This is a genomic window from Kribbella sp. NPDC050124 (assembly GCF_044460355.1).
Lineage (GTDB): Bacteria > Actinomycetota > Actinomycetes > Propionibacteriales > Kribbellaceae > Kribbella.
The window spans coordinates 359,386-385,168 of record NZ_JBITJU010000003.1 but is presented as its reverse complement, the minus strand read 5'-3'; the positions used below and the strand labels follow the sequence as shown (position 1 = coordinate 385,168).

Genomic DNA, 25,783 nt, shown 5'->3' with positions numbered 1-25,783 from the left:
ATGCCTCCGGTCAGACGCCGTACAGCCAGTCGGTGTGGGAGTGGTCGGAGCGATCGCGGGTGCGCAGCAGTTCGTTGCGTAGCAGCCGGGCCGTGCCGTCGACGTGCCAGATCTCGCCCCAGATCCGGGCCGTGCGCTGGATCCGCGCGGTGCGGGGCGCGCGAATCCTCTGTGTCGCTTCGAGTACGGCGGGCCAGTCGCCATGTTTCACGGCCTGGTCGGCGAGGACCTGCGCGTCCTCGAGCGCCTGGCAGGCACCTTGCGCCAGGTACTGCAGCATCGGGTGCACGGCGTCGCCGAACAGCCCGAGCCGGCCACGCGACCAGGTTGCCGTCGGCAACCGATCAGTCATCGGCCAGCAGCGGTCCCGCCAGAGCGAAGCGAGCCCTGCGCGGACCGCGTCACAGCAGCCCGCAAACGCTTCGCCCAGCGAAGCAGGTGTCTTGAAGACGGCGACCTGGTTGATCAGCTCACCGCGGCGCAGCGGGTACTGCACCAGATGGCAGTCGGGGCCCAGCCAGGCAACCACGCTGCGCTGATCCACGGACTCAGGCGCCTCGTCGGCAGGCATCGTGCCCCGGTACGCGACGAAGCCGGAGTCGATCTTCTCGTCACCGACGATCGCCTTCCGCAGCCCGGAGTCCACGCCGTCGAGTCCAAGCACGACACCACTGCTGAAAGTGCTCCCGTCGGCACACACGGTCTCCGCGCGATCGGCGTCCAGACGTACGTTGGCCACCTCGTGTGCGGTGTGGAGCTCGACCCCCGACTCCTTACACGCAGTCAGGAGTACGTCGTGCAGGTCGCTGCGATGCACGACGACGTACGGCGCCTGGTAGCGGCGACGGAACTCGTCACCGAGGTCCAGACTGGTCAGCTCCCGGCCGTCCACAGCGTCACGCAGGACCAGTCGGTCCGGGAGCACGCCGCGGTCGACGATGTCGTCGAGCAGTCCCCAGTCCTGCAGCAGGCGGGTCGCGTTGGGCGCCAGTTGGAGCCCCGCGCCGACCTCGCCGAAGTGGTCGGCGCGCTATGAAGAACAAGCCGCCGTATCCGCTCGCCTCCGTCGACAACGCGCTGCGGCTGATCCACATGCTGCGAGACGAGGGCGAGCTGCGCCTGAGCGATGCCGCCGACGAGCTCGGGGTCGGCCGGTCCACGGCGCACCGCCTGCTGTCGATGCTCGTCTACCGCGACTTCGCCGTACAGGACGAAGTGAACCGGACCTACCTGCCCGGGGCGGCGCTGTCGGCCGGGCCGCTCAACGGGCAGCCGCGGAACCAGGAGCTGCGGCGACTGCTGATGCCGCACCTGGAGCGGCTGTGCCACCAGGTCGACGAGTCGGTGAACCTGATGGTGCGAGTCGGGACCCACACGCGCTTCCTGGCGACAGTGGAGACGCGGCAGATGCTGCGCGTCGGCGATCGGCAGGGGACGGTGCTGCCGGCGCATGAGTCGTCCGGTGGCAAGGCGCTGCTCGCGGAGCTGCCCGACGACCACCTGGCCGAGCTGTACCTGCGTGGGCCGGAGCCGGTGCTGTCCGAGGAGGACTTCGGCCGGTTGACGCGCGACGTCGCTCAGACGAGGCGGTCCGGGTACGCGCTGAACCTGGAGGCGACGGAGGCGGGGATCTGCGCGATCGGCCGGGTGGTCCGGGACGCGGACGGCGCCGCGATCGCGGCGATCACGATCAGCGCGCCGACGGTCCGTTTCCCGGCCGATCGGATCGAGTCGCTGGCCAAGGCGCTCGCCGAGACCACGGCCCGCGCCGGTCGCGACCTGCCGTCAGGACTTGGCTGAGCGGAAGGTACGGCGGAGGTCGTCGACCCACTCGGTCGGGACTTCCCACGGGATGAAGTGACCGCCGTTCGGGTGGGCGGTGAGGTTGATGTGGTTGTACCAAGGAGCGCGGTCGCTGGCGAGAAAGTGCTGGACGCGTTCCTCGGGGGTGGTGACGCCGGGCGGGTCCTCGTAGCCGACGAAGGTGATGCCGGTCGGGGCTTCGATGACCGGCGTCCGATCGTGCGATGGGGTCCACGGGTAGCGGTTGTTGTTCGCGTAGGTGCGGATCGAGGTGTCGATCGCGTTGCCGGCCCAGTAAATCGTGGCGTGCGTGAGCAGGTCGTCCTTGCTGAACGGGTCGCCTTCCGACCACTTCGACCAGCGCTCGAGCATCCAGGCGAGCATGCCGGCCGGTGAGTCGGCCAGGCCGAAGCCGAGCGTGCTCGGGTCGAGAACGTGGGTCGCCAGGTGGGAGGCGAACTTCCGGTCCAGTTCGATGATGCGGGCATGGACCTCGGGCGGCAGGTTCGGCGGGATCGGGTGGCCGCCGCTGAAGTCCCAGGCCCGGTCGCCGTTGAAGAAGTCGAGTTTCAGGCCCGAACCGATGTGGATCCCGTAGAGCGCGTCGGCGTACTTGTGCCCCAGTTGCCCGGTGACGAGTGCGCCGACGTCACATCCGCCGGCGGCGTACCGTTCGTACCCGAGGGTCTCGGTCATCAGCTCGTGCCAGATGTCGGCGATCTTCCAGAAGTTCAGGTCCGGCCGGCCGGTGAGCGGGGTGGAGAACCCGAACCCGGGTAGCGACGGCACGATCACGTCGAAGGCGTCGGCCGGATCACCGCCGTACGCCGCCGGGTCGGCGAGCGGGTCGATCACCTTCGACCAGTGCCAGAACGTCCACGGCCAGCCGTGACTCAGGATCAGCGGAGTCGGATCCGGGCCGACGCCGGGCTTGCGCAGGAAGTGCACCGGTACGCCGGAGACGTGGACGCGGTACTGCTCGTACGCGTTCATCGCCCGCTCCGCCGCACGCCAGTCGTACCCGTCGGCCCAGTACTCCACGAGTGCTTGCAGATCGGTACGACGTACGCCGTAGAAGCCGTCCTCGTTGCCCACGTCGAGCGGCCACTTGGTCGCGCGCAGCCGGTGGCGCAGGTCGTCGAGCACCTCGTCCGGCACGTGGATCGGGGTCTGTTCCCAAGTCTTCATGGTTGCCTCAGGCATCCTCGGTGGCGATCTCGGTCAAGCGGGTCAGGACCTGCATCGAGCCCGCGAGTACGGCGCGTTCGTCGTCGGTCAACTGGTCCACGAGCCGGGTCAGCTCGGCGACACGGTTCGCGTGCCGGGAGCGGACGATCTCGCGACCCTCTTTTGTGAGCGACAGCAGCATCGCGCGGCCGTCGGTGGGGTCGGGGCGGCGTGCGATCAGCCCATCCTGCTCGAGCTTCCCGACCAGGCTGGTCAACGCGGGCTGCTTGAGCTGCTCGGTGCTCAGGAGGTCGGTAAGCCGCAGCGGACCGCTCCGCCCCAGGGTGTGTAGTACGGACAGTGTCGAGAAGTTGAACCGCTGCACCGAGGGCAGCCGGATGAAGATCGTGTTGAAGTCCTCGATCACCGTCGTCAGCCGATCCACGTCCACGGTCACCCGGCCGACTATATCAATCTTCGATGTAACTCGGCGAAGTGGTATCCGGGCGGCGGACGGTGATGTGGTCAGTTGCTGAGGGCGAGGCCGGGGACGGCGATGGCGGGGTCGCCGGAGCGCAGGGTGAGAGTCGCCGTGGTGAGGTCGTCCGGGAGATGACCCGTGAACGTGATCGTGCCGTGTTCGACGGCGCCGGCGGCGACTGTGTTCGGCCACTGGCTGCGGAAGCCGTCGGGCTTCAAGGAGTTCCCGTCCGGACCGGTGAAGGCGGCCTGGCCGTCGAGTGGGAGCCTCAGCGGCTGATCGCTGCCGTTGCTGACGGCGACCTCGACCCGGGTGAAGTGGCTCGTGTACGTGACATTCTCGACCGTGACGGTGACGCCGGAGCCGGTCCGGGCGACGGGTTTGATCAGGCGATCCTCGCCCGACTCCTTGCCGGTCACGTAGGCGGCGGCGTACTCGACTCCCGCGGTCAGCGCGAACCCGCCGACGCCGACCCCCAGCAGTACGGCGCCGATCGCGACCAGCACCGGTACGTCGACCCGTCCGGCGCGGGGGCGCTCCTCGGAGGCGATCGCGTCGAGCAGGGCGACGACCATGGCAGCGATCAGTGCGATCGTGGGTGGGACGAGCCAACGCAGGGAGCCGCCGGGGCCGTCGGCGAAGAACGTCGCCGCCATGTTGATGATCAGTCCGAGCCCGAGTACGGCAGCCGCGATCAGGAGCACCCGGACGAGTCGCACACGCCCGACGGCCGATTCGCCGGTTGCTGGTGCGGGGGTGCGCCGTACCGGCTCCGGCTGGGTCGGGGCAGGGGCCGGCGGTGGTTGCTGCTGGTCGAACGCCGAATCGGGCCAGCCGGCCGACTCTGACCAGTTGGCAGGTCCGCCCTCCGGCCGCACGAGGGCAGGCCGCTGCCCCTCAGACCAAGGCGATCGCGCCGGCTCCGGGTTGTCCGCCGAGGGATAAGCCGCCCAGGCCGCATCGCCACCCGGCCCGCTCTCCTCAACCTCCACCCAGCCCACCGGGGCCTCATCCACCCACTCGTCCCGGGGCCCGACCTCCCCCGCCAAGTCATCCCAAAACGCCGGCCCCCCACCCGACCCGCCGTACGACGCACCGTCGCCAGCAACGCCACCCGACTGCGCCGACGCACCACCTGCCTCCGCCGACGCCGACGCACCACGCGCATCCGACGACCCGACCGCTCTGTAGCGGGCTGACGGGTCTACAACCCCGCCCTGCGGGGTGCTCGGGTCGGTTTGGGGCGGGGGCTCCGGTGCGCCAGTCGGTCCGTGTGGTGGTGTTCCGGTCGCGCCGGGGTGGCCAGGCGCTCCCTGGGTGCCGCCTGCCTTGTACTGAGCCGACGGGTCCACAGCCCCGCCAGGCGGCAGGGTGCCTGGGCTCATCGCCCCGCCCTGCGGGGTGGTCGGGTCGGCGCCTTGCGGCGGCATGCCGCCGTGGCCGGTCTGCGCGGGGGGAGCTTGGGGCGAGGGCGCCGGGGCGTCGCCCGCAGGTCGGCCGCCGGGGGAGGCGGGGCTGGAGGCGTCAGGCCTGGCGGGAGCTGGCGAGGTGCCGCCGACACCCGGCGGGGTGTGAGCTGGGGGAGCTGCCGGCGGTGGCACCGGTGGAGCACCTGGTGCGGCCGGGGTGGGTGGCACCGGCGACGGGGCCGCGCTCGACAGGTCAGCGCCCGACGCGGCCGCGGCCGGTGGGAATGCGGGAGGTGACCCCGGTGTCGGAGTCGGCCCAGGCGTGCCGCCGGGCGCCGGGCCGCCTGCGGCTGCCGGGGGTGCCACGGGGACGCCGGGTGGTTGGGATGCGGGAGCCGCCGCAGGGTCCGTGGAAGCGGGGGTGGAGCGGGAGGTGGGTTCGTGGAAGGTGAGGACTGAGCGGCCGATGTGGATTCGGTCGTTGTTGGTGAGGGGGGTGGGGGCGGCCAGCCGGCGGCCGTTGAGGGCGGTGCCGTTGCGGGACTCGTCGACCAGCGTCCACGTGCTGCCGGAGCGGTCCAGGCGCGCGTGGATGCGGGAGATCTGGTCGTCCGACGGCAGCCGGATATCGGCGATCGAACCCCGGCCGATGGTGACCGTGTCGCCGTCGGTCGGCAGCGTCCAGCGCTGCGAACCGAGCGACAGCGCGAATTCGGTTTCCAACTAACACCCCACCCGGCAGCCAACCCGTCGTGCGCGATTGTGCCTGCCCGACCCGCACCAGGTCCAGACCGCCCCGCCCGCATGAGTCTCGTCACACCCGGATCTGCCCAGAACTCACCTCAAAGGTCACGCCCAGGTCACGCTGTACGGCGGCCCCGGGGGAGGCCGCCGTACCGAAGCACTTGTCAGTTCAGCACCATCCGCGGCTCGCCGTTGACCAGCCCGGTCCCGGAGATCACGCAGGTGCCCCCGCGGTTCTGGTTGTACGCCTGCCGCACGCACGACCGCGTCGCCAGCTGCGCCCAGTAGTTCGGGTGCAGGGACTCCTGGAGGTAGTAGTTGGAGCCGACCGTCGTCACCGTGCGGATCTGGTTGATCCACTCGGTCCTGTCGACCGCGGTCGCCTGAGTCCACGAGCTCAGCCCGACCTCCTCGTACAGCCCGACGTTCTTCTCGCACAGCCGCCGTCCGTTGAACGCCGACTGCAGCTCGAGCAACCGCGTGTTGCTCAGCCCGGACTGGCTGATCGCCGCGCGGACCGTGCTGTTGATCGTGACGAGCGCGCTGCTGTTCGCCCAGTCCGCGTCCGCGTTCCAGAACCCGCAACCGCCGACGCTCTGCCGCGTGTAACCGCTCTGCCCGTACCGGAACCCGCTGCCGGCCGGAATCGGCGACGGATAGGTCTGCACGAGCAACGTCCACCCGTTGTCGGCGTACCCGGCGTTCCGCATCGCGGTCCGGACGTTCTGGAAGGCAGTCGCGATCCGCCCGCGTACGGCGGTCACGTTGGTGGTCGTGAAGTTCGCGACCACCGAGGAGTCGTCCTTGCAGTAGTCCGGGTACCACGACGGCGACAGCAGGAAGTCGGTCACGCACTGCGTCACGATCGAGGCGAAGTTGAAGTCGTTGCCGCCGATCGACACGACCACCTGCTTCACATTGTGCGTCGTGGCGAACTGCTGCAGCAGCTTCGCCTGGCCGAGGCGCCCGGCGCCGTCGTCGTGGAAGTCGAGTCCCGGCTTGAAGTAGTCGCCGGTGCTGGTGGTCGTACGGGCACCCGAGCAGGCCAGGTTCAGCCCACCGACGCCACCGCCGATGTACGCCTCGGCCGACCGGCTGCGGTGGCAGCGCGGGATCACCTCGGCGGTCCCGCTCGCGTTGTCGTGGTACGCGTGCGCGCCGAGCGCGTCCGCGGGTGCTTCGGAGTTGTTCGAGCTGCCGGCCCAGCGACCGGCCTCACCCGAGATGTACGAGTCGCCGACGGTCACGACGTACGGCGTACCTGACCCGGGGCCGTCGGCCTGCGCGGGGGTTGCGACCAGGCCAAGGCCGGCCATGGAGAGCACGAGAACTGCGGGCACCGAAAAAGAGCGGGGCGGAATCTTCACCGGAAGGCCTCTCTCGCCGGAGGTCGGTGACCGCCCGGACCCCCGTGCCGGCCACCGTGGCGAGAATGTACTCCCGGGTAACCACGAAAAGAAGACCGAGAGTACTGACACCTTTGCGCACTGTCACGGCCGTGTCAGGGCCCGAAGGACAGGAGGTAGTCACCTGGCCGAGTCGACCGTCAGCGGACCGACTGCTCTGGGACCGCACTACCTCCTGTCCTTCGGGCCCGCCTCACCCACCCAGGTCCAGCGGCACCGGGTAGCGCTCCTCCCACCAAGCCTTCCAGCGGGCGTCGAGCGCCTCGCGGTCCACGTCGCCGTACAGGGACAGGACCGCCATCGACGCGCCGTCCGGCTTCTTCTCACCGGGCGGGATGTGGCTGAGAACCAGCAGGCCGTTGCCCCAGCTGCCGACAGTCAGGCCGGCCTGGTGCTCGGAGGTGAACCAGACCTCGCCCTTGGCCTGCTCGCCGATCAGGTCCAGCTCGTACGGCGTGCCGCCCGGCTGCAGGTCGATCCCCAGCTCCGTGATCGGCGAGCGAGCGCCGGAGCCCGAGTAGAACAGGGTCCGCCGCGGCTCGCCCGGGTGGTTCTCCAACGCGAACCGCAGTTGGTTCAGGAACGTGATCCAGCCCTCGGTGACGTCGTCGTAGTACGCGTCCCATTCGGGGTTGTCGCCGTACGGCGCCCTCGTCAGCGTCAGCCTCGACCCGCCCTCGACCGGCTCGATCACGAACTCGTCGCCGCTCCCGAGTGTCAGGATCGCGCTCTCTGCATCGGCCGTGACCTGGGTGAAGTAGATCAGGTCGATCTCTTCCTCGAGTCCGCCCTGCGCCCCCTCGTACTCCCAGCCGTGCCAGTGCCGGATCTTGTCCTTGTTCCGCAGCGCGTCCCACACCGCCTCGACCGGCGCGGCCATGGTCACCACGATCCGGGGTCGTTCCTCGTTCATGCCTTGTCTCCTTCGGTACGGCGCGACGCCGGATGGCCGCCCGCGATCAGCCGGTAGGGGCGACCGCCGTCAGTGTCGAACTTCTCGACCGTCCGCCGGATCGCCTCGGTCAGCGCGTCGGTGAAGCGGTGCACGTCGCCGGGCGCCGCGAACCGCACCTCGGCCTCGAGCGTGAACGTGAGCAGTCGCTTGCCGTGGGCATCGGCCTTGGCCTGCATCCGGGCCACGTCCCGAACGGTGCCGGCGGCGACTTCCACCAGGTGCTCGGCGGCGTACTGGTCCTGGATGGTGCTGAACGCCCGGCCCATCACGCCCGGGTCGACGACCAGGGTCGCGGCGGACGCCCGCAGGATCCGCTCGGTGAACCCGCGCCGTCGGCGTTCCTCGACGAGCTCGACCAAGCCGGCCTTCTCCAGTTCGCGCAGGTGGTAGTTCACCCGCTGCCGGGGCAGGTCGAGCGCGGCCGCGAGCTGGGTCGCCGACGACGGCTCGCGGAGCAGGTCGAGCAGTTGCCGCCGGATCGGCGACAACGCCAGCCGGACCTTGTCCGGCTCCTCCACGTATCCCAGCACGCCCCCAGACTCCACTTGACAGGAAAATTTGTCAATAGGAGCGCGGACCGCCACGCCATCACAACGCCGGCTCGACGGACGCGAGCACGCTCAGCGCGCGCCGGGCGGCGGGATTGTGATGGCCTGCACGTCCGGCGTGACAGCATGCGGGCATGGCGTTGGTCGGGCCGCAGTTGCCGGTGGGGACGCAGGTGGTGATCCGGGTCGCCGCGCCCGACGACCACGGCGGTACGGCGCAACGCGGAGCAACCGGCCGAGTCGCCGGAGTCACCCCGGACGGCCGCTACGCAGTGCGGCTCGCTGACGGCCGGGAGACCGTCGCCGGCCGCGACCAGCTCAGCCTACGGACGGCGTACCAGGACAAAGCGATCGAGTTGGACCAGCCCGACGGCGACCGGTTGGTGCTCGACCACACCATCTACGCGGCGGTCGTCGGGTCCCGGGCGTTCGGCCTGGACACGGACAAGTCCGACATCGACACCCGCGGCGTGTACGTCGCCCCGACAGAGTCGTTCTGGTCGCTCGCCAAGCCGCCGACCCACGTCGACGGCCCCGAGCCGGAGTGGTTCTCGTGGGAGGTCGAGCGGTTCTGCGAACTCGCGCTGAAGGCCAATCCGAACCTCCTCGAGGTCCTGCACTCGCCGCTCGTGGTCCGGCAGACGCCACTCGGCGCGGAGCTGATCGAGTTGCGCGCAGCCTTCCTCTCGCAGCTGGCCTACCAGACGTACTCGGGTTACGTGCTCAGCCAGTTCAAGAAGCTGGAGGCGGACTTCCGCCGCGACGGTGCGCCGAAGTGGAAGCATGTCATGCACCTCCTCCGGTTGTTGCTCGCGGCCCGTGCTCTGTTGCTGGAGGCAAAGCTCGTCGTGGACGTCGGTCCCGACCGGGAGCGGCTGCTCGCGGTGAAGCGTGGTGAACTGTCCTGGGACGAGGTCGAGCGGTGGCGGCTCGGGCTGCACGAGGAGCTCGACAACGCCTTGCGGAGAACGGTTCTCCCGGCGACACCAGACGCCGTACGGGTGGACGCCTGGCTGCGGTCGGTCCGGAAGAGGAGTCTTGGTGACGCGTGACATGCGGCAGCTCGACTACGCCGAGCTGCGAGCGATCATGGGCGAGCAGCCGTACCGCTTGCTGTTCGCAACGGTCTCCGGCGCGCACCTGTACGGCTTCCCGTCGCGCGACTCCGACGTCGACCTGCGCGGCGTTCACATCCTCCCGGCCGCCGAGGTGGTCGGTCTGCGGACCGGGCCGGAGATCCTGGACCGGACCTGGTTCGAGAACGAGGCCGAGGTCGATCTCGTCACCCACGACCTGGCGAAGTTCGCCCGGCTGATGCTGCGCCGCAACGGCTACGTGCTGGAGCAAGTGCTCTCGCCGCTGGTCGTCGTGAGCACCCCGGAGCACGACGAGCTGAAGGCACTCGCCGCGGACTGCGTGACGAAGTGGCACGCCCATCACTACCGCGGCTTCGCGAACACGCAGTGGGACTTCTTCGAGCGAAAGCGCGAGCTCAAGCCGCTGTTGTACACCTTCCGCGTGCTGCCCACCGGCATCAACCTGATGCGGACCGGAGTCGTCCAGGCGGATCTGCGCGAGCTGGTCGACCTGAGCGAGGCGCCGGCGTACCTGCCGGAACTGATGGCCGCCAAGGCCGAGGCCGAGCACGGTGGGCTGGAAGGGATGGCGGGGGAGCAGTTGGCCGAGGATGTCAGCCGGCTGCACACCGCCCTCGACGAAGCCGAGGCCGCAAGCCGCTTGCCAGACCGTCCGTCGGGCGAGCCTGCGCTGCACGACTTGCTGGTGCGGCTGCGGCTTTCTGCCTGAGGCTCGGCGGATAGCGGTTGCCCGTGTTCTGGGCTGACAACGCTGACAGGTCTACGCTATTTACTTAACTTCGTGAAGCATTGACATCCGGGCTGGCGAGGTAAATAGTTCCGTCCTGAAATCAATCAGAAAGCAGAGTGAATCAACAGTGTCGAACATCGAGGTACTGCAGCTCCGGGCTGCCGGGGTCAGTCTGGTGCTGGACTGCTCCGGTCCCGCCCTTCCGTCGGTCCTGCACTGGGGCGCGGACCTGGGTGAGCTGACCGGGCAGGCTCTGCTGGATCTGAGGCGTGGGGCCGGCGCGGTCCAGGACGGCAACGGCCTGGACGACAACCAGCCCGTCGCGATCGTGCCGGAGTACGCGACCGGCTGGTTCGGCCTGCCGGGCCTCAGCGGCCACCGGGACGGCCGGAACTTCTCCGCGGCCTTCCGCCTGACCAGCGTCGCCCAGACCGGCAACACCGTGCAGGCCGACGCCGTGGACGACGAGGCCGGCCTGACGATCCGGCTCACCATCGAGCTGACGGACTCGGGCCTGGTCCGGGCGAAGGCGGACCTCACCAACACCGGCGCGACGCCGTACACGGTGGACGGGCTCGTGCTCGCGCTGCCGGTCCCGACCGAGGCGACCGAGCTGCTCGACATGACCGGCCGGCACATCGGCGAGCGGCACCCGCAGCGGCACGCGTTCACCCAGGGCGCGCACATCCGCGACAACCGCCGCGGCCGCACCGGCGCCGACGCCACCCTGCTGCTGATCGCCGGCACCCCCGGCTTCGACTTCGGCACCGGCGAGATCTGGTCCGTCCACACCGCCTGGAGCGGCAACCACCGGTCCTACGCCGAGCGCGGGATGAGCGGGTACGGCGTGATCGGCGGCGGCGAGCTCCTGCTGCCGGGCGAGGGCCGCCTGGAAGCCGCGGGCACCTACAGCTCGCCGTGGATCTACGGATCGTACGGCGTCGGGCTCGACGAACTGTCCGCCCGCTTCCACGAGTTCCTGCGGGCCCGGGACAACCACCCGAAGACCGAGCGTCCCGTCGTACTGAACACCTGGGAAGCGGTCTACTTCGACCTCGACCTGGACAAGCTGAAGGCGCTCGCGGACGCGGCGGCCGAGGTCGGCGCCGAGCGGTTCGTGCTCGACGACGGCTGGTTCCGCGGCCGGCGCGACGACCACGCCGGGCTCGGCGACTGGTACGTCGACGAGGGGATCTGGCCGAAGGGGCTGCACCCGCTGGTCGACCACGTGCGCGGACTCGGGCTGCAGTTCGGGCTCTGGGTCGAGCCGGAGATGGTGAACCCGGACTCCGACCTGGCCCGCGAGCACCCGGACTGGATCCTTGCCACCGGCCACCGGATGCCGCCGACCGCGCGGCACCAGCAAGGCCTGAACCTCGGCGTCCCGGCGGCGTACGACTACATCCTCGAGCGGCTCGACGCGCTGCTGACCGAGTACGACATCGCCTACCTGAAGTGGGACCACAACCGGGACTTCGTCGACGGCGGCGACCAGCTGACCGGGACGGCCGGCATCCACGCGCAGACGCTCGCGGTGTACCGGCTGATCGACGAGCTGAAGCGGCGGCACCCGGGCCTGGAGATCGAGTCGTGCTCGTCCGGCGGCGCCCGCGTCGACCTCGGCATCCTGGAGCGCACCGACCGGGTCTGGGGCAGTGACAGCAACGACGCGCTGGAGCGGCAGAAGATCCAGCGCTACACCCAGCTGCTGCTGCCGCCGGAGCTGATCGGCTGCCACGTCGGCCCGCCGCGGGCGCACACCACCGGTCGCACCCAGGTGCTGTCGTTCCGCGCGATCACCGCGCTGTTCGGCCACTTCGGCATCGAGTGGGATATCGCCTCCGCCACGCCCGAGGAGCGCGCGGAACTCAAAGGCTGGGTCGCCCTGCACAAGGAGCTGCGGCCCCTGCTGCACACCGGACGCGTGGTCCGCGCCGACCGCGGTCCGGACGACTTCCTGCTGCACGGCGTGGTGGCGCAGGACGGCTCGCGGGCCGTGTACGCCGCCGTACAACTGACCCAGTCGATCACCTCGGCCGTCGGCCGGGTCCGGCTGCCCGGGCTCGAGCCGACCCGGACCTACCGGGTGCGCAAGACGGCGACACCCGGACCGGAGTCGCGCGCTGTCTCGTGGGCGACCGACGGTGGACAGGTGGAGTTGACCGGTGCGGCGCTGGGCGCGGTCGGGGTGCAGATCCCGGCGCAGTGGCCCGAGAACGCGATGTTGCTGGATGTGACTGCGATCGACTAGCCGTCCAGGGCCTAGGCGATCGCCGATCGAGAAGGAGATCCCCGTGACCGCGACCACCAACGCACCACCGAGAAGCAGCAGACGAAGTCACGGGGAGCAGGCTGCGCCGCCCAGACGGCGCAGCCTGGGGGACCTGAAGGTCGCGATGATCTTCCTGGCTCCGGCATCGCTGGGCTTCGTCGTGTTCTACATCTGGCCGACGCTGCGCGGCGCGTACCTGAGCTTCACCGAGTACAGCCTGCTGTCCGCGCCCGACTTCAACGGCCTGGCCAACTACGAGCGGATGGTGCAGGACAGCCTGTTCTGGAACGCGCTGGTGGTCACGGTCGAGTACGTCGTGATCAACATCGGCATCCAGACCGTGCTGGCCGTCGGCATCGCGATGCTGATGTACCGGCTGACCCAGTCGATCACGGTCCGGGCGGTGGTGCTGCTGCCGTACCTGGTCGCGAACGTGGTGGTCGCGCTGGCCTGGTACTGGATGCTCGACTTCCAGGTCGGCATCGTGAACCGCGGCCTGACCTGGATCGGGATCGACCCGGTCGCCTTCTTCGGCGAGTCGCAGTGGGCGATCCCGACCATCGCCGGGATCAACATCTGGCGGCACATGGGCTACACCGCGCTGCTGGTGTTCGCCGGGCTGCAGATGATCCCGAAGTACGTCTACGAGGCCGCCGAGGTGGACGGCTCGACCGAGTGGCGGACGTTCTGGCGGATCACGCTGCCGCTGCTGCGGCCGGTCCTGGTGATGGTCCTGGTGGTCACCATGATCGGCTCGTTCCAGATCTTCGACACCGTCGCGGTGACGACGGCCGGTGGCCCGATCAACGCGACCCGGGTCATCTACTACTACATCTACGAGCGGGCGTTCACCCGGTTCGACTTCGGCTACGCCTCCGCGATGGCGATGGTGCTGTTCGCCATCCTCGCGGTCGTCTCGCTGCTGCAGTTGCGGCTGCTCCGGGCCAAGGAGAGTGACCTGGCATGAGGAAGGAACTCAACGCCGGCCGGGTCGTCGCCTGGGCGTGCCTCGTCGTACTGATGCTGGTCACGCTGTTCCCGTTCTACTGGATGCTGCGTACGGCGCTGTCCGACAACACCCAGCTCGCCGGGCACCCGAACTCGCTGCTCCCGGTCGAGACCACGCTCGGCGCGTTCAAGCGGGTGCTCGGGCTGTCCACGCTGGAGGAGGCGCAGGCGCAGGGTGGTTCCGGCGCCTCGGTGAACTTCTGGCTGTACCTGCGCAACTCGGTGATCGTGGCAACGGTCACCACGATCTGCCAGGTGTTCTTCAGCGCGATGGCGGCGTACGCGTTCGCCCGGCTGCGCTGGCCCGGGCGCGACAAGGTGTTCGCGCTGTTCCTGGCCGCGCTGATGGTGCCGCCGATCTTCACCACGCTGCCGAACTTCGCGCTGATCAAGAGCCTCGGGCTGCTGAACAGCTTCGCCGGCATCATCTTGCCGAGCGCGTTCATGACGCCGTTCGCGATCTTCTTCCTGCGCCAGTTCTTCCTCGGCATCAGCCGGGAGCTGGAGGAGGCGGCGATGATCGACGGCGCCGGGCACCGCAAGATCTTCTTCCGCCTGATCATCCCGATCAGCGCGGCGCCGATCAGCACGCTGGCGATCCTGACCTACATCAACTCCTGGAACGAGTACTTCTGGCCGTTGCTGGTCGGGCAGCAGGAGAACGTCAGGGTGCTGACGGTCGCGCTCGGCGTGTTCCGGTCGCAGACCCCGCAGGGCGGGCCGGACTGGGCCGGGCTGATGGCCGCCGCGCTGGTCGCGGCGCTGCCGATGATCGTGCTGTTCTGCGCGTTCGCCAAGAAGATCACCAACTCCATCGGTTTCTCCGGGATCAAGTGAGGTGTCTCCAATGACCATGACGAGACGCACGTTGCTCAAGGCGGGACTGGCCGGACTGGCGGCGTCGGCGGTGGCCGGGTGCAACAACGGCGCGGCCGCGCGCGGCGAGGGCGAAGTCATCTACTGGCTCTGGGACTCCGCCCAGCTGCCGATGTACACCGAGTGCGCGAAGGTGTTCCACGAGCAGAACCCGCAGTACTCCGTGAAGATCGAGCAGTACGGCTGGAACGACTACTGGTCCAAGCTGGTGACCGGGTTCATCTCCGACACCGCGCCGGACGTGTTCACCGGGCACTCGTCGAAGTACCCGCTGTTCGCCGACAAGGGCCAGGTGCTCGCCATCGACGATTTCGTTGCCAAGGACAACGTTGATCTGAGCATCTACCAGAAGGGCCTGGCCGACCGCTGGATCGGCGCCGACGGCAAGCGGTACGGACTGCCGAAGGACTGGGACACCGAGGTCTACTTCTACAACAGCACCTTCACCGAGCAGGCCGGGATCAGCGCCGAGCAGCTGAACTCGATGACCTGGAACCCGCAGGACGGCGGCACGTTCGAGGAGATCGTCCGCCGGCTGACGGTCGACTCCAAGGGCCGGCGTGGCGACCAGCCCGGGTTCGACAAGGACGACGTCAAGGTCTACGGGCTCGGGTACGCCGACGCCGGTGGTGGCGACGGTCAGACCAGCTGGAGCTGGTACGCCGCGATCAACGGGTGGAAGTACTCCGAGGGCGAGCCGTGGGGGACGAAGTTCTTCTACGGCGACCCGAAGTTCACCGACACGATCGGGTGGTGGCGCGGCCTCATCACCAAGGGGTACATGCCGACGTACGCGCAGGCGAAGTCCGGCGTGGACGTGACCACCTCCTTCGGTGCGGGGAAGTACGGGATGACCCCGAACGGGTCCTGGATGCTCGCCACCTACGCCGGGCTGAAGCAGGTGAAGACCAAGCTGGCCCGGCTGCCGGTCGGGCCGGTCGGCAAGCGGATGTCGATGATGAACGGGCTCGCGGACACCATCTGGGCCGGGACCACCCGGCGGGACGCGTCCTGGGCCTGGGTGAAGTTCCTCGGCTCGAAGACCGCGCAGGACATCGTCGCGAAGGCGGGCGTGGTGTTCCCGGCGGTGGCGGCGAGCATGCCGGCTGCGAAGGAGGCGTTCGGGAAGAACGGCTGGGACGTGACGCCGTTCCTGGAGCCGGTCGAGGCCGGTGACGTGTTCCCGTACCCGGCCAACCCGAACGCGGCGGACGTCACCGCGGTGATGACTCCGGCGATGGACGCGGTGATGTCGTTCGAGGCCGAACCCAGCTCACTCACGAAGGCCAACGACGAGGTGAACAAGATCCTCTCCGCGAACGCCTGAGGGTTTCCCCGGGGTCGGCCTACGCCCGGGGGAGTACGTCGTACTGCGTCCGAGGGCGCAGCGTGCTCCTCCGGGGGTAGGTGAGGTGTCGCCGCCGAGGCGACGCGGTCAGGGGGTGTTCGAGGACAACCTTGGTGCAGTCGAAACAACTGCGAGCACCGAGGAGTGTCTGAGATGAACGACGAGAGGCCGGGCGGACCGATCCGCATCGGCGACAAGGAACGCGAGGACGCGGTCAAGCGGCTGGGCGAGCACTTCGAAGCCGGCCGGCTGACCGCCGAGGAGCACACCGAACGCATCGGCCGCGCCCTCGAGGCCAAAACGGACGCCGACCTGGCAACCCTCTTCTCGGACCTCCCAGGCGGACACCGGGCCGGTGCCGAGGCGGGCGAAGCCTGGGGCGGCCCGTGGGGCTGGACCAAGCCGCCGTGGACGGCGCCGGAGGGCGCCGCGCAGAGCGCCGGCACCGGGCCGCGTGGGCCCGGACGCCCGCCGTGGGCGGCTCGGGGGCCGTTGGGGAAGATCCCGTTGCCGTTGCTGATCGCGCTGGCTGCGATCGCGCTGATCGTCTCCTTCGGTTGCGTGGTGGGTGGCGGGCATCCGCCGATTCTGCCGCTGCTGCTGATCGGGGCCGCGGTGTTCTTCGTGCGGAGGCGCCGGCAGGAGGGTCGGGCATGAGGACCACCTACCGGGTGCTCAGCCTCGGCATCGCGATCGCCGTCGTCCTGCAGGTCGCGGCGATCGCGATGGCCGGGTTCACGGTGTCGAAGGACGCCGGCGACGGGGTCGCGATCGGCGCGGACTACAGCAACTTCGGCCAGAGCTACCACAGCATCGCCGGTACGGCGATCGGCCTGCTCGCGCTGATCCTGCTGATCGTGTCCTTCCTGACCGACGTCCCGCGCGGCCGGTCGCTGGCCGCGATCATCGTCGGCCTGGTCGTCGTCCAGTTCGCCCTCGCGGTGGCGGCCTTCGGCGTCCCGGCGCTCGGCGTCCTGCACGGCATCAACGGCCTGGCCATCGCCGGTGTCGCGGGTGCGGCGGCCCGTCGCTCGACCGAGGTCCCGGCGCAGCAGACAGCCAATGTCTAACCGAAGACGGCAGCTGATCGCCCTCGGAGTGACCCTGGCGGTGCTCGCACCGCTGGGGTACCTCTGGGCGACCAGCCTGGTCCCCAACGACTACTCGGCCACAGACATGGGGTACGCGGACTATGGCGGCGGCCCGGCCGGGGGACACGAGCACCATCACGGTGGGACCAGCGTCGCCGACCTCACCGGACCGAAGACCGGAACCCCGGATGTCGACGTCACGCTGACCGCACGAAAGACGAAGTTCCAGCTGGCCAGTGGTGAAGCCATGGACGGCTACACCCTCAACGGGACGTCACCGGGCCCGCTGATCCGGGCGAAGGTCGGCGATCTGGTCCAGGTGACGCTGGTCAACGACAACATCCCGGACGGCGCCACGCTGCACTGGCACGGGATCGACGTACCGAACGCCGAAGACGGGGTGGCCGGCGTGACGCAGGACGCCGTACCGATCGGGCAGAAGCACGTTTACCGCTTCACGGCCGACGAGGCGGGGACGTACTGGTACCACTCGCACCAGGTGTCCAGCGAGGAGGTCAGGGGCGGTCTGTTCGGCACGATCGTGATCGCGCCCGAGCAGCCTGGTGAGGTGATCGCGGCGATCCATACGTACGACGGCAAGCGCACGATCAACGGCCGGACGGGGACTCAGCAGGTCGACCTGCCCGTCGGTACGAAGGCTCGCGTACGGGTGATCAACACCGACAACGCGATCCTGCGGGTCGGGCTGCTCGGGACGCCGTACAAGGTGGTCGCGGTCGACGGACGGGACCTGAACGGGCCGACACCGGTCACGGCTGCGTTCCCGTTGGCGGCCGGAGCGCGGGCGGATCTCGAGGCGGTGGTGCCTGCCGGTGGCATGCGGTTGGTGGCGGGATCTTCGACGCTGTCGTTGGGGATCGGGGCCAACGCGCCGACCGGGGAGTTGCCGGGGGAGACCGTTGACCTGCTCAGCTACGGTACGCCGGCGCCGCTGGGGATCGACCCGGCGAAGGCGGACCGGAAGTTCGAGTACCGGATCGGCCGCCGGCCCGGGTTCCTCGACGGGATGCCGGGGCTGTGGTGGACGATCAACGGGCACAAGTTCCCGGACGTGCCGATGTTCATGGTGGCCGAGGGCGACGTCGTACGGATGACGATCTCGAACACCAGCGGCCAGGCGCATCCGATGCACCTGCACGGGCACCACGCGGTCGTGCTGTCCCGCAACGGTGTCGCGGCGACCGGGGCGCCCTGGTGGGTCGACACGCTCGAGGTCGGCGACGACGAGACGTACGAGATCGCCTTCCTGGCCGACAACCCGGGAGTCTGGATGGACCACTGCCACAACCTCCCGCACGCGTCGGAAGGCTTGATGACGCACCTGATGTACGAAGGCGTCAGTACGCCGTACCGGATCGGTGGCCCGGCGCAGAACGAGCCGGAGTGATCAGGACGCCTGTTCGCTGAGTCGTGTCGTGTTCGCCAGTTGCATCGCCGCGATCCGCGCGCACGCCGCGTCGATCGCGGCCCGCTGGGACTGGTAGGAGCCACACCAGAACGGGTCGTCCGGCTGTGGGTCGAGCTCGTCGTCGACGTCGGCGTACCACTCGCCCGCCGTACGGAACACCCGTGCGTGCAAGTGCACCTCAACACCCAGATCGTTCACCGCAACACTCCTACGAGAGTGAGACCGTGTACGTCTCCAGGATGTGACTGCCCGGCCCCGGAACCGCCCAACGACACGCGTTTCAGGTGACGATGACGGTGATCCGCTGCGCGGTGTTGTTGGCGAAGCCGCCGCGGTTCCAGTCGGCCTCGATCGGTTGCTCGCGACCGCTGGCGTCGACGGCGCGGACGGTGACGACGTGCTCGCCGGGAGTGGCCTCCCAGTCGTGGCTGAAACCGCGCCAGGCCAGCTCGTCGTTGCCGACGGCATCCAACTTCGCGGTCTCCCAGTTGACCCCGGCGTCCACGCTGATCTCGACCCGTTCGATCGGCGCCCAGCCGGACCAGGCCCGGCCGTGCAGCGTAACGGTGCCAGCGGCAACGAACCGGTGGCGGCTCATGAAGTCCGGGAAGCCGGGCGGGACCAGCAGCGCCCGCGGCTGGATCCGCGTCACCGGCTCACCGGGATCGTCGGCGTTCTTCCGGATCCGGTAGGCGACCGCGTTCTGGTACCCGGTGAACTCGTGGTCGATCAGCTCGATCGAGCGCAACCACTTCACACTCGCCATCCCGTACCAGCCGGGTACGACGAGGCGCAGCGGATACCCGTGTTGCGGCGGCAACGGCTGACCGTTCATCTCCCAGGCGACGATCGCGCCGGAGTCGATCGCCTCGGTGACCGACAATCCACGCTGGTAGTCCTGCTCGACCCCGCGCTCGACCCCGTGGTCCGCGCCGGTGAACACGACGTCCACGGCGTCCTCGCGGATCCCGGCCAGCCGCAACAGGTCGGACAGCAGCACGCCGGTCCATTCCGCCGTACCGACTGCTTCGTTCAGCCAGGGCTGGCTGATCGGCCGCGGCTGGAGCGCCGCGCGTCCGTTGCCCGCGCACTCCAAGGTGACGCGCACGGTACGGCGGCCCATCGCCCGCAGCCCGGTCAGCCCGAACGACAACGGTTGCTCGACGCATCCGTCGATGCTGAGCGACCAGGTGCTCGCGTTCGTCGCCGGGATGTCGTAGTGCACCAGGACGTAGTGCAGTCCGGGTGGTGTGACGTCGTACCGCAGACCCTCGAGTGGCATGCCGTGGTTCCGCGCTGCGAGTTGCAGCTCGTCCGCGGTGATGCCCTCGCCGGTGTCCGCCAGCCGCCCCCGCACGCTGAATTGCTCGATCGACATCGTGATCCCCTCCCCTTGTCCAACCCTATGCTGGGCGGAAGGTTCAGAGCCAGCCGTTGTCGACCGCGATCCGTGCCGCCTCCGCTCGGGTGCGGGCGCCGGTCTTGCCGATCGCCGCCGAGAGGTGGTTCCGGACCGTGCCCTCGGAGAGATGGAGCTCCTTCGCGATGTCGGCGACGGTCCCGCCTTCCCGGGCTGCCCGCAGTACGTCGGACTCCCGGGCGGTGAGCGGGCTCGTGCCGGCGACCAGCGTCTCCGCGGCCAGCGATGGATCGACCACGCGGAGGCCTTGGTGCACCCGCCGTACGGCGTCTGCCAGCTGGGCCGCGGGCGTGTCCTTGACGACGAACCCGGCCGCACCGGCCTCCATCGCCCGTCGCAGGTATCCGGGTCGCCCGAACGTCGTGACCATCAGGATCCGCACCCCGGGTACGGCGCTCCGCAGCGCAGCGGCGGCCTCGATCCCGTCCAGCCCAGGCATCTCGACGTCGAGGAGCGCGACGTCGGGCTTGTTCGCCCGCGCGGCCTCGATCACCTCGTCGCCGCGTCCGACCTCGGACACCACCTCGAGATCGGCTTCGAGATCCAGCAGCGCGGCGAGCGCCCCGCGAACCAGGGCCTGGTCGTCCGCGATCAACAGTCGGATGGTCACGGGCCCACCCTGACAGCCAGCCGGAATCCGCCGCCAGGCGCCTGGCCGACCTCCACACCCGCGCCGGCCTGATCCGCCCGCTCCCGCAACCCCATCAACCCGTGACCGGACGCGCCACCGCCCGGCGTCGGCCCCTTCCCGTCGTCCAGAACCTCGATCTGGTTGGCATTCAGCCGGATCGTGCAGCGCTTGGCTCCCGAGTGCCGTACGACGTTCGTCACGCCCTCACGCACCACCCAGGCGAACAGCTCGCGGTTCTCCTCCGGGACCTCGTCGACCGTGGTCGGCAGCTCGGCTTTGATCTCCGCCGCCCGCAACGCGGCCCGCGCGGACACCAGCTCGCCGGCGAGGCTGAGCTCCCGATACCCCGCGACAGCAGCCCGTACGTCGGCCAGCGCCGCCCGCGCGAGACTTTCCACGTCGGCCACTTCCGCGCTCGCGCGTTCGGGGTTGGCCGCGATCAGCCGGCCGGCCAGCTCGGCCTTGACCGTGATGACGGTCAGCGAGTGGCCCAGGATGTCGTGCAGATCGCGGGCGAACCGGTTCCGCTCCTCCTGGACCGCGAGCTCGGCCATGTCCTGCCGGGTCTTGGCGAGCTCCATACTGCGCTGGATCGCCCGCCGCATCCCGAAGACCGCCAAGGCTCCGAGGAAGATCGCGAACCCGTAGCTGTTGTCCGTCGTCCAGTCCGGTACGACCCGCATCGACATCTCGGCGCCGACGAGGAGCACGAGTACGACGGCCACGCCGGCTCGCACCTCCAGCGCCATCATCGCGACCGCGGCGATGTACACGCAGCAGGTCAACGCCTTCTGGCCGGCCGACGGGATCAGCGCCAAGGTCAGCGCGAGCATCGCGCCCAGGTACGCGAGCCGTTGCCACGTCGCCAGCCCGCCGGATAGACCGATCCGGCGCACCCAACCGAAGAAGCCCAGGTACGAAAGGGCGAACAAGCCCAAGGTGACCAGACCGAACACCCGCGTCGCGCCGTGCTGGTCCAGGATCGCGTTCAACGGGCTGGACAGGTAGAACAGCCAGACCCCGGCAGCGATCCAGCCCCAGCGCCCTGGCCGGGTGTCGCCACGCTCGGCCAGGGCCTCGACCAGGGTTGGGGTCCGCGTCACATCTGTCACGCTAATGCACGAACCTCAGGCACGTGCCGTGTCGGCCCGGAACCGGCGCAGCCCGATGACACCGAGTGCGACGGTCCACGCCAGCACCACGAGCAGCGCGTGCGTGTCCAGACCGCTCTGCGTCAGCGCGCTCCGAGAGGTCTGCCCGGTCCAGTACGCCGGAGTCAGCTGGGCAATGTGCTTCATCAGTGACGGCATCTGGTCCACCGGCAACCACAGTCCGCCGAAGGCCGCGATCAGCATCGTCGCCAGTCCGGTGATCGGCTGCACGCTGTCGGGCTTGGCGACGTACCCGATGACCAGGCCGAGTGCGGCGAACGGCAGCGCGCCGAGCCAGGACACCAGGGCGACCGTCGCCCACTGGCCGGCGTCCAGGTGGACGTGGCCGAAGATCATGCCGGACAGGAACACCACGAGCAGCGGCGGCAGCGCCAGCAGCAGCGACAGGATCACTTTGCTGGCCACGTAGGCCTGCGGCTTCAGCGGTGTGAGCCGGAGCGTGCGGTTCCAGCCGCCGTCGCGCTCGGCCGCGATCACACCGCCGCTGCTCATCGCGGCGGACATCGAGCCGAACATCGCCATACTCACCATCACGTAGGCGACCGCGGAGATCCCGCCCTCGCTGGCGTCCTTCGGTAGCGTCACACCGAAGATGACGAACAGCACCAGCGGCATCAGGATCGCGAAGATCAGCACCCGGCGGTTCCTCAGCGTGCGGCGGATGTCGAAGATCAAGTAGTCGCGGTTCATGCCAGGGCCTCCTGTTCGGCGCCGATGGCCAGGACGGCGTCCTCGAGGTCGGCGGAGGTCACTTCGATGTCGTGCGCCCGCGTGTTCGCGAGCAGGTAGCGCAAGGTGTCGTCGGAGTCGGCGCACTGCATCAGGACCACGTCGCCGCGAGTCTCCACGTTGCGTACGCCGGGCAGCGACGCGAGCGCCGCCAGATCAGCGCCGGGAACAGTCGCCCGGATCCGGCGGCCGGACACACTCGCCTTGATCTGCGCAGCGGTGCCGTCGGCAACGATCTTGCCGTTACGCATGAGGACGACGCGGTCGGCGTACGCGTCGGCTTCTTCCAGGTAGTGGGTGGCGAACAGCACGGTCCGGCCGCGCGCGGTCTCGGCGTGCATCGACGCCCAGAAGTCCCGACGGGCCTCGACGTCCATCCCCGTCGTCGGCTCGTCCAGCACAATCAGGTCCGGCTGCGGGATGATCGCCATCGCGAACCGCACCCGCTGCTTCTGCCCGCCGGACAGTCCCTTCATCTTCCGGCCGGCCAGATCACCGATCCCGGCCCGGTCGAGCGCCTCGCCAACGGGCATCGGGTCCTTGTGCAGACCGGCCACCAGGTTCACCAACTCGCCCACCTTGGCGTCCTCGATGATGCCGCCGCTCTGCAGCATCACGCCGACCCGGCCTTGCGCGATCGCGTCGACCGGCGTACCGCCGTACACCTGGACACTGCCCTGGTCGGGCCGCACCAGCCCGAGCAGCATCTCGATCGTGGTGGACTTCCCGGCCCCGTTCGGCCCCAGCAACGCCACCACCTCACCGGTCCGGATGCTCAAATCCACCCCGGCGACCGCCTGCACCGCCCCATACCTCTTGGTCACACCCCTCAGGCTGACCGCAGTCTGTGTCGTCATACCGAAAACCTTCGCCCGGTACGACGCCGTCCCCCTGGCCCGCCCGTCACGCCCCACCCATGACATCCGTCAGTTGGGAGAGACGTTGAAAGGACAACGCTTCGCGTCGACTGTCCTATTGCCGCCTTCGGTGGGGTGCGCGTCTCGGTGTCGCGGTTCGAGGTGATTGGCGCCGGACACACCTGGACAGGGCAGATGGCAAACCCAGGTACGCCGAACGATCAAGACGGACAGCAGGAACTACAGATGCAGATGTGAGCCGTCGGACGTGGGGATTGCAGCCATCCGCTCGCAGTGCCGCGGCCGTGACCTGACTGCCGCTGGCATCCCGAACGGCCGACCTCGAGCCGCCGACCGACCTCTCTTGCACTTTGTTCAAGCTGATTGTTATGGTTCTTGAACTTAGTTCAACTAAGCTCGGAGGGGTGAGGATGACGCCGGTCTCGGTGGTTGTAGCGGCGGGGTTGCAGGTGTTGCTGGCGGTTGGGTTTGTGTTGCTGACCTGGGTGGCGCGGCGGGACGGGGATGCTGCCGAGCGGGCGGCTGAGGCGGAGGTGGTTCGGCAGGGGCAGTCCGCGGGGGTGCTCAGTGCGCATCGGGTTAAGTTCAAGGAGAGTGCCCGGGAAGCCTTGTTTCCTTACGGAATCGCGGCGTGCCTGACCGCGGTCGCCGTACTGGTGCTGGCCGGCTACGGGCCGGCGCGCGTCGCGTCGTACGTGCTGGCAGGCTTGGCGATCGTCGGCGGCGGCCTGGTGATGACGAGCCAGGTCTTCGCCGAGCAGGTGGTGTGCTCGGCCTTCCGGAAGTCGGCCGATCCTGAGGTCCGGTCGCTCAATGGGCGCGCTGTGGTCGCGGCGGCGCGTACCGAATTCCCATCCTGGACTCGAGTCGTGCAACTCACCCGGCTCCTCGTCGCGACCGTCGGCTCGGTCGCGGTGATCGTCCTGCTATCGCTCCCGTCCGCCGACGCCCACTTCCGCTGACGGCTCCAGTGCCGCGCGACGTTCGTTGCCTGCTTTCCGGAACATTGCTGTCACCAGGTGGCACCAAGTTTCCGCAAACCGACTCCTGCATCTCGGCCTCGTGGGGTGACTCGGGTTGCGGCCTGAATTCGCAGGCCAGGCGGCTCCTTGTTGTGACCCTCGGCTCGGTCGCGGTGATCGGCCGATCGCGCGATCGGCCGCCGAGGCCACTCCGGTGAATCTATGCTCGATCGGTGACCCTGCCAGTGCCGCTTCGCCTCGATCGGATTCAGAGTTCGCTTCGCACCAGGCTCTCTGGTGTGGAGCGACGTACGGCGTTGCGTGGCGGGCAGGTCTCGCCTGCGGTCGAACAGGTCGCGCTGATCGCCTCCGACACCACGATCGACGTGGTCGCCAAGCGTGCGACGCCGGGGGAGTTGGCGGCGATGCGGCTGCTGGACGTGGCTGAGACGGCACTGCCCGCGGCGGCGACAGTTGGCGGGTCGGTCTTCCCTCGGTTGCTTGACTTCGGCAACGATGAGGCCGGCCCTTGGGTCGTCACGCCGTACTATCCCGGCTCGCCCCTCGACTGGGACGCCGAGCCGCCAGCCGCCGTCTACGATGCCCTCGCCCGATTGCATCAGCGCCATCTCGGGGCCATCGGGCTCTCACCGGATCTTCCGCGGGTCGACGACGACTTCCTCCGCTCGACGTTCACCGGCTTCGCTGCGGCGGGCATCCATCGTGCAGCTGCAGCCGGTGGCCATCCCGTTCACGATCGCGCGCTGCAGTTGCTCGATCGGTTCGCCGACGATGACCGCCTGCGCGCCGGTCTGGAGATCCTGCCGCCGACGCTTCTCCACGGCGACGTCTACGGCTCGAACGTCATCTCCGGCGACCCGCCCGTGCTGATCGACTGGGGTAGCGCCCGCATCGGACCCGCCCTCCTCGACGTCACTCTGGCAGCCGGCCCCACCGGCCTGAACGCCTACCGCCAAGCCATCCCGGTCGACGACCTCCAGTTCGCCATCGGCGCCGCCTGGTCGATCGCGGTCAACAACGCCATGTTCCTCGGCGAAGCCGCCCAACGCTCGCCAGAATTCGCCCTCCAGATGCTGGCCCGAGCCGAGGCGGCTGTCAGCGAGCTAGGCAAGCGGTTGGCGGTCAGTCCAGGGAGCCGCGGGGGACGACCCAGAGGTGAGGCTGGCCGGTGACGGCCGCGATGTGCTCGAAGTCGGTGTCGTAGTGCAGGATCACTGCGCCGTGCTGTTCGGCGACGGCGGCGGTCAGTACGTCGACCACGCCGGCGGCACGGTGTTTGCCTCGAAGTGCCATGCGCAACTGCACCTCGCGAGCCCGGTCGGCGACTGATTCGGTGATCGGCAAGGTCACGTACAACGACCGCCGCCGTTCGGCGATCGTCTTCAGATCCTGGTGATTCCGCCCCGAGTAGCCCGCTCGCCCGGGTGCACGGTCCCGCCAGGGCGTCGCTCGCGCTTGGTCCTGAGCCCGGATCGCGCCCGCTGCCGGGCTATCTCACCGCTGGCGAGTTACAACCCGCCAGCGGTGACATAGGGCGACAGTGGTCCGGCGCTGGGCCAGAAAGCAGCTCCAAGAGGGCAGTCGCCGCGACTCGATAGAGCTTGAC

At 69.2% G+C, this 25,783-nt stretch carries 26 protein-coding genes; 12 read left to right on the top strand and 14 right to left on the bottom strand.

Annotated elements, in window-relative coordinates; all coding sequences use genetic code 11:
* Positions 1-10: 10 nt before the first annotated feature.
* On the bottom strand, positions 11-925 hold the full coding sequence (locus tag ACIBL3_RS11605) for a 3-hydroxybenzoate 6-hydroxylase (protein ID WP_396353222.1): 915 nt from the start codon (positions 923-925) through the stop codon (positions 11-13).
* Between the two features lie 107 nt (positions 926-1,032).
* On the opposite strand from ACIBL3_RS11605, the gene ACIBL3_RS11600 reads away from it, so the two are divergent.
* Positions 1,033-1,800 carry an IclR family transcriptional regulator gene (locus ACIBL3_RS11600; protein ID WP_396353221.1) on the top strand — a complete coding sequence of 256 codons (768 nt, stop codon included), beginning with the start codon at positions 1,033-1,035 and terminating at the stop codon, positions 1,798-1,800.
* Here ACIBL3_RS11600 and ACIBL3_RS11595 read toward each other — a convergent pair.
* The 6 genes from ACIBL3_RS11595 to ACIBL3_RS11570 all read right to left on the bottom strand — a co-directional run bounded on the left by ACIBL3_RS11595 (position 1,786) and on the right by ACIBL3_RS11570 (position 8,495).
* Positions 1,786-2,991, bottom strand: a complete 1,206-nt coding sequence (locus ACIBL3_RS11595; RefSeq protein ID WP_396353220.1) for an epoxide hydrolase family protein — start codon at positions 2,989-2,991, stop codon at positions 1,786-1,788. The genes ACIBL3_RS11600 and ACIBL3_RS11595 overlap by 15 nt on opposite strands.
* Positions 2,992-2,998: 7 nt before the next feature.
* Positions 2,999-3,427 carry a MarR family transcriptional regulator gene (locus tag ACIBL3_RS11590; protein WP_396353219.1) on the bottom strand — a complete coding sequence of 143 codons (429 nt, stop codon included), beginning with the start codon at positions 3,425-3,427 and terminating at the stop codon, positions 2,999-3,001.
* A gap of 68 nt (positions 3,428-3,495) precedes the next feature.
* Positions 3,496-5,583 (bottom strand): FHA domain-containing protein, encoded by a 2,088-nt coding sequence (locus ACIBL3_RS11585; RefSeq protein ID WP_396353218.1) that lies wholly within the window; start codon positions 5,581-5,583, stop codon positions 3,496-3,498.
* Positions 5,584-5,768: 185 nt separating this feature from the next.
* On the bottom strand, positions 5,769-6,920 hold the full coding sequence (locus ACIBL3_RS11580) for a hypothetical protein (protein ID WP_396353217.1): 1,152 nt from the start codon (positions 6,918-6,920) through the stop codon (positions 5,769-5,771).
* A 283-nt stretch (positions 6,921-7,203) separates the two neighbouring features.
* Positions 7,204-7,923, bottom strand: a complete 720-nt coding sequence (locus ACIBL3_RS11575; protein WP_396353216.1) for a hypothetical protein — start codon at positions 7,921-7,923, stop codon at positions 7,204-7,206.
* Positions 7,920-8,495, bottom strand: a complete 576-nt coding sequence (locus tag ACIBL3_RS11570; RefSeq protein ID WP_396353215.1) for an ArsR/SmtB family transcription factor — start codon at positions 8,493-8,495, stop codon at positions 7,920-7,922. The genes ACIBL3_RS11575 and ACIBL3_RS11570 overlap by 4 nt, the downstream gene beginning before the upstream one ends.
* A gap of 152 nt (positions 8,496-8,647) precedes the next feature.
* On the opposite strand from ACIBL3_RS11570, the gene ACIBL3_RS11565 reads away from it, so the two are divergent.
* The 9 genes from ACIBL3_RS11565 to ACIBL3_RS11525 all read left to right on the top strand — a co-directional run bounded on the left by ACIBL3_RS11565 (position 8,648) and on the right by ACIBL3_RS11525 (position 18,343).
* A complete protein-coding gene (locus tag ACIBL3_RS11565; RefSeq protein ID WP_396353214.1) occupies positions 8,648-9,565 on the top strand; it encodes a DNA polymerase beta superfamily protein in 918 nt (305 codons plus the stop codon).
* Positions 9,555-10,319, top strand: coding sequence for a DNA polymerase beta superfamily protein (locus ACIBL3_RS11560; RefSeq protein ID WP_396353213.1), 765 nt, complete (start codon positions 9,555-9,557; stop codon positions 10,317-10,319). The genes ACIBL3_RS11565 and ACIBL3_RS11560 overlap by 11 nt, the downstream gene beginning before the upstream one ends.
* Before the next feature lie 148 nt (positions 10,320-10,467).
* The gene (locus ACIBL3_RS11555; protein WP_396353212.1) at positions 10,468-12,591 is read left to right on the top strand and encodes an alpha-galactosidase; all 2,124 of its coding nucleotides are present in this window, start codon (positions 10,468-10,470) and stop codon (positions 12,589-12,591) included.
* Positions 12,592-12,634: 43 nt separating this feature from the next.
* The gene (locus tag ACIBL3_RS11550) at positions 12,635-13,579 is read left to right on the top strand and encodes a carbohydrate ABC transporter permease (protein WP_396353211.1); all 945 of its coding nucleotides are present in this window, start codon (positions 12,635-12,637) and stop codon (positions 13,577-13,579) included.
* Complete coding sequence (locus tag ACIBL3_RS11545; RefSeq protein ID WP_396353210.1) at positions 13,576-14,457, top strand: carbohydrate ABC transporter permease; 882 nt, start codon at positions 13,576-13,578, stop codon at positions 14,455-14,457. The genes ACIBL3_RS11550 and ACIBL3_RS11545 overlap by 4 nt, the downstream gene beginning before the upstream one ends.
* Before the next feature lie 10 nt (positions 14,458-14,467).
* A complete protein-coding gene (locus tag ACIBL3_RS11540; protein WP_396353209.1) occupies positions 14,468-15,823 on the top strand; it encodes an ABC transporter substrate-binding protein in 1,356 nt (451 codons plus the stop codon).
* 174 nt (positions 15,824-15,997) lie between these two features.
* Positions 15,998-16,501: a DUF1707 domain-containing protein gene (locus ACIBL3_RS11535; protein WP_396353208.1), complete on the top strand. Its 504-nt coding sequence runs from the start codon at positions 15,998-16,000 to the stop codon at positions 16,499-16,501.
* Positions 16,498-16,914, top strand: coding sequence for a hypothetical protein (locus tag ACIBL3_RS11530; RefSeq protein ID WP_396353207.1), 417 nt, complete (start codon positions 16,498-16,500; stop codon positions 16,912-16,914). Before ACIBL3_RS11535 ends, ACIBL3_RS11530 begins: the two co-directional genes overlap by 4 nt.
* On the top strand, positions 16,907-18,343 hold the full coding sequence (locus tag ACIBL3_RS11525; RefSeq protein WP_396353206.1) for a multicopper oxidase family protein: 1,437 nt from the start codon (positions 16,907-16,909) through the stop codon (positions 18,341-18,343). Before ACIBL3_RS11530 ends, ACIBL3_RS11525 begins: the two co-directional genes overlap by 8 nt.
* Here ACIBL3_RS11525 and ACIBL3_RS11520 read toward each other — a convergent pair whose 3' ends face one another.
* The 6 genes from ACIBL3_RS11520 to ACIBL3_RS11495 form a co-directional block, all read right to left on the bottom strand.
* Complete coding sequence (locus tag ACIBL3_RS11520) at positions 18,344-18,562, bottom strand: hypothetical protein (RefSeq protein WP_396353205.1); 219 nt, start codon at positions 18,560-18,562, stop codon at positions 18,344-18,346.
* 82 nt (positions 18,563-18,644) lie between these two features.
* Complete coding sequence (locus tag ACIBL3_RS11515; protein ID WP_396353204.1) at positions 18,645-19,742, bottom strand: sulfite oxidase; 1,098 nt, start codon at positions 19,740-19,742, stop codon at positions 18,645-18,647.
* Positions 19,743-19,785: 43 nt separating this feature from the next.
* On the bottom strand, positions 19,786-20,394 hold the full coding sequence (locus ACIBL3_RS11510) for a DNA-binding response regulator (protein WP_396353203.1): 609 nt from the start codon (positions 20,392-20,394) through the stop codon (positions 19,786-19,788).
* Positions 20,391-21,518, bottom strand: coding sequence for a sensor histidine kinase (locus ACIBL3_RS11505; protein ID WP_396353202.1), 1,128 nt, complete (start codon positions 21,516-21,518; stop codon positions 20,391-20,393). Before ACIBL3_RS11505 ends, ACIBL3_RS11510 begins: the two co-directional genes overlap by 4 nt.
* Positions 21,519-21,542: 24 nt before the next feature.
* Entirely contained in the window at positions 21,543-22,277 is a 735-nt protein-coding gene (locus ACIBL3_RS11500) for an ABC transporter permease (protein WP_396353201.1), read from the bottom strand.
* The gene (locus ACIBL3_RS11495; RefSeq protein ID WP_396353200.1) at positions 22,274-23,173 is read right to left on the bottom strand and encodes an ABC transporter ATP-binding protein; all 900 of its coding nucleotides are present in this window, start codon (positions 23,171-23,173) and stop codon (positions 22,274-22,276) included. The genes ACIBL3_RS11500 and ACIBL3_RS11495 overlap by 4 nt, the downstream gene beginning before the upstream one ends.
* A gap of 425 nt (positions 23,174-23,598) precedes the next feature.
* On the opposite strand from ACIBL3_RS11495, the gene ACIBL3_RS11490 reads away from it, so the two are divergent.
* Positions 23,599-24,156: a hypothetical protein gene (locus ACIBL3_RS11490; RefSeq protein WP_396353199.1), complete on the top strand. Its 558-nt coding sequence runs from the start codon at positions 23,599-23,601 to the stop codon at positions 24,154-24,156.
* A gap of 299 nt (positions 24,157-24,455) precedes the next feature.
* Positions 24,456-25,349, top strand: a complete 894-nt coding sequence (locus tag ACIBL3_RS11485) for an aminoglycoside phosphotransferase family protein (protein WP_396353198.1) — start codon at positions 24,456-24,458, stop codon at positions 25,347-25,349.
* Here the strand turns inward: ACIBL3_RS11485 and ACIBL3_RS11480 are convergent.
* A complete protein-coding gene (locus ACIBL3_RS11480) occupies positions 25,300-25,554 on the bottom strand; it encodes a PIN domain-containing protein (RefSeq protein WP_396353364.1) in 255 nt (84 codons plus the stop codon). The two genes, ACIBL3_RS11485 and ACIBL3_RS11480, sit on opposite strands and share 50 nt — an antisense overlap.
* Positions 25,555-25,783: the final 229 nt, after the last annotated feature.